Below are 4,742 nucleotides of genomic sequence, written 5' to 3' on the forward strand. Positions count from 1 at the left end.
CGAGGCCGGCGATGAGGGCGCTGCGCCGCCCCCGTCCCGCCGCCAGCAGGCCGGGACCGAGGGCCGCGAGGGCGACGACCGGCCAGAACCCGGGACCGAGGCCGGTGGCGGCCGGGATCGGCTCCCCCGTCACCAGCCGGTTCGCCGCAAGGTGGAGCACCGGCAGCCCGCAGAGCGGAAGCGGCCCCGAAGCGGCCGCCGCGAGCCCGAGGAGCGGCCGCAGGCCGCGCAATTCCGCGATCATCGGGACCCCGTCCGTCCGGCGAGCCACGCCGCCGCCACGGCCTCGGCCGTGCGTCCCTCCACGGTGACCTGGGCGTTGAGGCCGCGCAGGGTCGGCGCATCGAGCGCCGCGAAGAGCGGATCGAGGGCGGCGCGGAGGCCGGGCGTCCGGTCGAGGGTCGCGGCCCGGATCACCGGGGCCATCTCGTAGACGATCTGCGCCCCCTTGGAATCCGCCATGACGACGAGGTCGAGGGCGGCCAGCGCCCCGTCGGTGCCGTAGACCATGCCGGCATTGATGCCGCTGATCCCCTCCGCGGCGGCGCGGGCGGTGACGGCGGTGTCGCCCCCGGGCAGGCTGACGATGCGGTCGAGGGGCAGGGTGAAGCCGTAGGCCGCCTCGAACGAGGGCAGGGCGGCGGGGCTCTCCACGAACTCCGTCGAGGCGGCGAGCCGGATGCGGTCCGCGGCCACGGCCCGGGCGAAGTCCGCCATGGTGGCGAGGCCGAACTCGCGGGCGAGGGAGCCCCGCACGGCGATGCACCACGTGTTGTTGGCCGGCGCCCGTCCGAGCCAGACGAGTCCGCGCGCCCCATCGAGCCGCCGGGCGCCCGCATAGGCGCCCTCGCTCGTCTTCCAGGCGGGATCGGTCTCGGTGCCGGAGAAGAAGGCGACGTTGCCGGTATATTCGGGATAGAGGTCGATCTCGCCCGCCAGCAGCGCCGTGCGCAGGATCAGCGTCGGCCCGAGGCCGAGGCGGCGCTCGACGACGAGGCCGAGCCCCTCCAGCGCCTGCGCGATCAGATGCCCGGCGAGCGCCCCCTCGGTGTCGCTCTTCGAACCGACCACGACCGGGCGCGGGGCCGCCGCCCGCGCCGGGACGGCCCCAACGAGGGCGCCGGCCAGCGCCAGCACGGCCCGCCGGCTCGGCCGCGGGGGGGCGGCGTTGCGGCCTTGCGACGCAAATGTATCACGGACTAACATCGTGGCGGTCCCTCTAGCACGGCGGACCGTTCCGGCGCTTGACACGCCCGGCTTTCCAAGCGACGGCTGCCTGGGCCGGGCACGAAAACCGGGCTCGGCGCAGGTCGTCGAGAGGTCTCGCGGGCATCCCCTTCGAACCCTTCGGGATGTCTCCGCGTCGGCAGAAAGCATCGTTCCCTTCCCGGAACGGATCGAGAGGAAGACGACCCGGCGTGAGTGTGGATTCGAACGAGGATCGTCTGGCGGGCGCCCGCGTGCTCGTGGTCGAGGACGAGGCCGCCATCTCGATGCTTCTGGAAGACATGCTGCTCGATTTCGGCTGCGAGATCGTCGGCCCGGCAGCGCGCCTTGCGACCGCCTTGGAGATGGCCCGCAAGGAAAGCTTTACGGTCGCCATCCTCGACGTGAACGTCGCTGGCGAACCGATCTATCCGGTGGCCGAGGCCATCGCCGAACGCAACCTGCCGATCGTGTTCTCCACGGGCTACGGCGGCGCCGGTATCCGCGAGCCCTTCCGCGACCGCCCGGTGGTGCAGAAGCCGTTCAGCCAGGCCGACCTCAAGCGGACCCTGATCGCGGCGATCGTCAGCGCCGACGCCTGAGAGCGTTCGGCCGCCCGGCGGGGCGATGCTCCGGGTCGGCTGCATGATGGCGGGCGCGGCGACGTCGCGTCTCTCCCGGCTTCAGAATCCCGTCAACGGAAACGCGTTCGGCACGTGCCGCGGCCAGGATCCGGGCGCCACCAGCACCGCGTCCGCCCGCAGGGTGGTGTCCGGCGGCTGCGGATGGCGGGCGAGGAAGGCCCGCACCGCGCGCGTCATGCGCGCCCGCTTGCGCCCGTCGATGGCCCCCGCCGCCGCGTCGAGCTGCGCCCGCGCCTTCACCTCGACGAAGGCGACCGTTCGCCCGCGCCGCACGATGAGATCGATCTCGCCGCCGGCTGCCGCATAGCGCCGGGCGAGCGGGCGGTATCCCCGCAGCATCAGCGCCAGGAGCGCCCAGGTCTCGGCGGAAAGGCCGCGCCCGTGGGTCGCGCGGCGGCGGGCCGCGGCCCGATCCGGGCGCGGCGCGCCCATCAGGCGTCGGGCCCGTCATCGCCGCGGCGGGCGAGCGCGAGGGCGCGGGCGTAGACGGCGCGCTTCGGCTGGCCGGTCTCGTCGGCGACGAGGGCCGCCGCGTCCTTGATCGAATGCCGCGCCAAAGCCGCCTCGATCCGGGCGTCGAGGCCGGCATCCGCCTCCCGCGCCTTCGCGTCCTCCGGTTCGGCGCCGATCACCACGACGACCTCGCCCTTGGGCGGTCCTTCCGCGGCATAGGCGCGGGCGAGCGCGCCGAGCGTGTCGCGGCGGACGGTCTCGTAGAACTTGGTCAACTCCCGGGCGACCGCGGCCGGGCGTTCCGGGCCCAGCACCTCGGCGGCGTCGGCCAGCATCTCGGGCAGGCGATGGGGCGACTCGAACACCACGAGGGTGCCGGGGATCGGCGCTAGCGCCTCCAGGCGGTTGCGCCGGGCCCCGGATTTCTGCGGCAGGAACCCCTCGAAGAAGAACCGGTCGGTGGGCAGGCCCGCGGCAACGATGGCGGTCATCACCGCCGAAGGTCCCGGGATCGGCGTCACCGGGATGCCGGCGGCGATCGCCGCCTGGACCAGCTTGAAGCCCGGATCCGACACCAGCGGCGTGCCGGCATCCGAGACCAGCGCCAGGGTCTCGCCGGCCTGGAGCCGCAGGATCATCCGCTCGCGCACGGCCTCGTTGGAATGCTCGTGATAGGACAGGAGCGGCGTGGTGATGCCGTAATGCATCAGCAGCGTGCGGGTGACCCGGGTGTCCTCGGCCAGCACCGCGTCGGCGGCGGCGAGGGTCGCCAGGGCCCGGAAGGTGACGTCCCGCAGATTGCCGATGGGAGTCGCCACCACGTAGAGCCCCGGCGCCGGCCGTTCGGCCTCCGCGGCGAGGCCGAAGGCCGTGAAGGTGGCCGGCTTGTCCCGCCGGGCATCCGAGTCGGTGCGCTGTGTCATCGGCGCGACAATGCCACGCCGGAGCCTGTTTGCGGACCGTGGAGAAGGGCCGCCTCACATTTACTTTTGGAAACGGCCTCCGCATCGTTCGGCCTATCGGCCCGAGGGCCGGATGCCCGCTGGCCACGCGAAGCCAGAGCGTTCGGTGCAATCGGGCGTCGGGGGGGCTCGGCGATGGCGGGGATCGGCGGACGGACGGCGCGGCGTGGCGGCTTGGCCTGTGTCGTGCTCGCGCTCTCGGCCTGCGTCGGCGGGCCGGACGGGCCGCGCCCGGAGACGCAGGCCGCGCCGCCGCCGGTGGCGGAGGCGGAAGCGCCTCCGGCCGTGGCGGCAGCGCCGCGGATCGGCACCGGATCGATCAAGGTGGCACTGATCGTGCCGCTGACCGGGCAGGGTGCGGCGGTGGGCGCCGCCCTCCGCAACGCCGCCGAACTGGCCTACGACGACTTTCAGAAGCCCGATCTGCAGATCCTTGTGAAGGACGACCGGGGAACCCCGGAGGGCGCCCGCGAGGCGGCCCAGGCGGCCCTGGGGGAGGGCGCCGAACTCGTGCTCGGCCCGCTCTTCGCGGCCAATGTCCAGGCGGCCGGCGGCGCCGCCCGGGCCGCAGGCAAGCCGGTCGTCGGATTCTCGACCGATGCCGGGGTCGCGGCCCGCGGGGTCTATCTCATCAGTTTCCTGCCCCAATCGGAGGTCGACCGCATCGTCGACGAGGCGTCCGCCGCGGGGCGGCGCTCCTTCGCGGCGCTGATCCCCGAGACGAGCTACGGCAACGCGGTGGAGGCGCAGTTCCGGGAAGCGGTGGCCCGGCGCGGCGCCCGCCTCGTCGCGATCGAGCGCTATCCGGCCGGCCAGCCCGGCCCGGCGATCGAGCGCCTGCGAGGGGTCGTCGCCGGGTCCGGCGCCCAGGCCGATGCGCTGTTCCTGCCCGACACGCCGGACGGGCTCGCCGCGCTCGCCCCCGCTCTGACTCGGGCCGGCTTCTCGCCCGCCCGGGTGCGCCCGATCGGTCTCGCCCTGTGGAACGATCCCCGCGTGCTTTCTCAGCCCGCCTTTCAGGGCGGCTGGTTCGCGGCGCCCGACACGGCGGGGTTTTCGGGGTTCGCCCAGCGCTATCAGGCCCGCTTCGGCGCGATCCCGCCGCGGACGGCCTCGCTCGCCTACGACGCGGTCTCGCTCACGGCGGCGCTGGTCCGGCAGTACGGCACCCAGCGCTTTGCCGCTGCGACCCTGACGGCGCCGGCGGGCTTTTCCGGGCTCGACGGCACCTTCCGCTTCCGGCCGGACGGCGTTAGCGAACGCACGCTCGCCGTCTACGCGATCCGCAACGGCGCCGCGACCGTGGTGCGTCCGGCGCCGAAAGTGCTCGGGCCCTCGGGGATCTGATCCTGAGAGGGGAGGGGGCCTGCCAGGCGCTTGGGACGCGCCCGTTCGCGCAGCCCCGAACGCAAAAAGCCCCCTGTTCGGGGGCTGCGGGTGGTGGGGTGGGGGATGTTGGTTGCGGGGGTAGGATTTG

5 protein-coding genes and 1 pseudogene are annotated in these 4,742 nt (G+C 74.0%); 2 read left to right on the forward strand and 4 right to left on the reverse strand.

All coding sequences use genetic code 11. The features are described 5' to 3' along the window. Together LW587_RS23575 and LW587_RS23580 are read right to left on the reverse strand one after the other, a co-directional pair. Positions 1 to 244 (reverse strand): annotated as a pseudogene (locus LW587_RS23575) (ABC transporter permease); the annotation flags it as partial. Next, complete coding sequence (locus LW587_RS23580; RefSeq protein ID WP_232632005.1) at positions 241 to 1,206, reverse strand: glycine betaine ABC transporter substrate-binding protein; 966 nt, start codon at positions 1,204 to 1,206, stop codon at positions 241 to 243. The pseudogene LW587_RS23575 and the gene LW587_RS23580, both read right to left, overlap by 4 nt. A gap of 212 nt (positions 1,207 to 1,418) precedes the next feature. Here LW587_RS23580 and LW587_RS23585 point away from each other — a divergent pair, with 212 nt between their 5' ends. Continuing rightward, complete coding sequence (locus LW587_RS23585; protein WP_232632006.1) at positions 1,419 to 1,808, forward strand: response regulator; 390 nt, start codon at positions 1,419 to 1,421, stop codon at positions 1,806 to 1,808. An 81-nt stretch (positions 1,809 to 1,889) separates the two neighbouring features. On the opposite strand, the gene LW587_RS23590 is transcribed toward LW587_RS23585, so the two are convergent. Then, a complete protein-coding gene (locus LW587_RS23590) occupies positions 1,890 to 2,282 on the reverse strand; it encodes a YraN family protein (RefSeq protein WP_232632007.1) in 393 nt (130 codons plus the stop codon). Next, on the reverse strand, positions 2,282 to 3,226 hold the full coding sequence (gene rsmI, locus LW587_RS23595; protein ID WP_232632008.1) for a 16S rRNA (cytidine(1402)-2'-O)-methyltransferase: 945 nt from the start codon (positions 3,224 to 3,226) through the stop codon (positions 2,282 to 2,284). Before rsmI ends, LW587_RS23590 begins: the two co-directional genes overlap by 1 nt. Before the next feature lie 174 nt (positions 3,227 to 3,400). On the opposite strand from rsmI, the gene LW587_RS23600 reads away from it, so the two are divergent. Continuing rightward, positions 3,401 to 4,612, forward strand: coding sequence for a penicillin-binding protein activator (locus tag LW587_RS23600; protein ID WP_232632009.1), 1,212 nt, complete (start codon positions 3,401 to 3,403; stop codon positions 4,610 to 4,612). The last annotated feature ends 130 nt before the right edge of the window (positions 4,613 to 4,742 follow it).

The organism is Methylobacterium sp. Leaf118 (assembly GCF_920984675.1).
Taxonomy (GTDB): domain Bacteria; phylum Pseudomonadota; class Alphaproteobacteria; order Rhizobiales; family Beijerinckiaceae; genus Methylobacterium.